Genomic DNA, 390 nt, shown 5'->3' with positions numbered 1-390 from the left:
TTATAGCAAAGAGGATACACCTGTTCCCATTCCGAACACAGAAGTTAAGCTCTTTAGCGCCGATGGTACTTGGTGGGAAGCTGCCTGGGAGAGTAGGACATAGCTAGGTGATGTGCCGAAGTGGCGGAACTGGCAGACGCACAGGACTTAAAATCCTGCGGGACTTACCTCTCGTACCGGTTCGATTCCGGTCTTCGGCACCATTATAAAGTGGACCTTTAGCTCAGTTGGTTAGAGCGCCCGGCTCATAACCGGTAGGTCCGGGGTTCGAGTCCCTGAAGGTCCACCACTTTAAGAACTTTGAAAATTAAACAGTAGGTTAATTATATAAATTCTTTTTTAAAGAATTAAACACAAACAACCAAGCCAGATATTCAGATAATGATTAGC

Annotated in this window: 2 tRNA genes and 1 rRNA gene; all 3 read left to right on the top strand. The window is 45.6% G+C overall.

Annotated features, from left to right (window positions below):
- Nucleotides 1-109 (top strand): 5S ribosomal RNA (gene rrf, locus LEQ07_RS19835); the annotation flags it as partial.
- Nucleotides 110-114: 5 nt separating this feature from the next.
- Nucleotides 115-203, top strand: a tRNA-Leu gene (locus LEQ07_RS19830).
- Between the two features lie 9 nt (nt 204-212).
- Nucleotides 213-289, top strand: a tRNA-Ile gene (locus LEQ07_RS19825).
- Nucleotides 290-390 lie beyond the last annotated feature (101 nt).

The sequence above is a fragment of the Paraclostridium sp. AKS73 genome, assembly GCF_025671395.1.
GTDB classification, from domain to species: domain Bacteria; phylum Bacillota; class Clostridia; order Peptostreptococcales; family Peptostreptococcaceae; genus Paraclostridium; species Paraclostridium benzoelyticum.
This window is presented reverse-complemented; position numbering and strand designations above follow the sequence as displayed.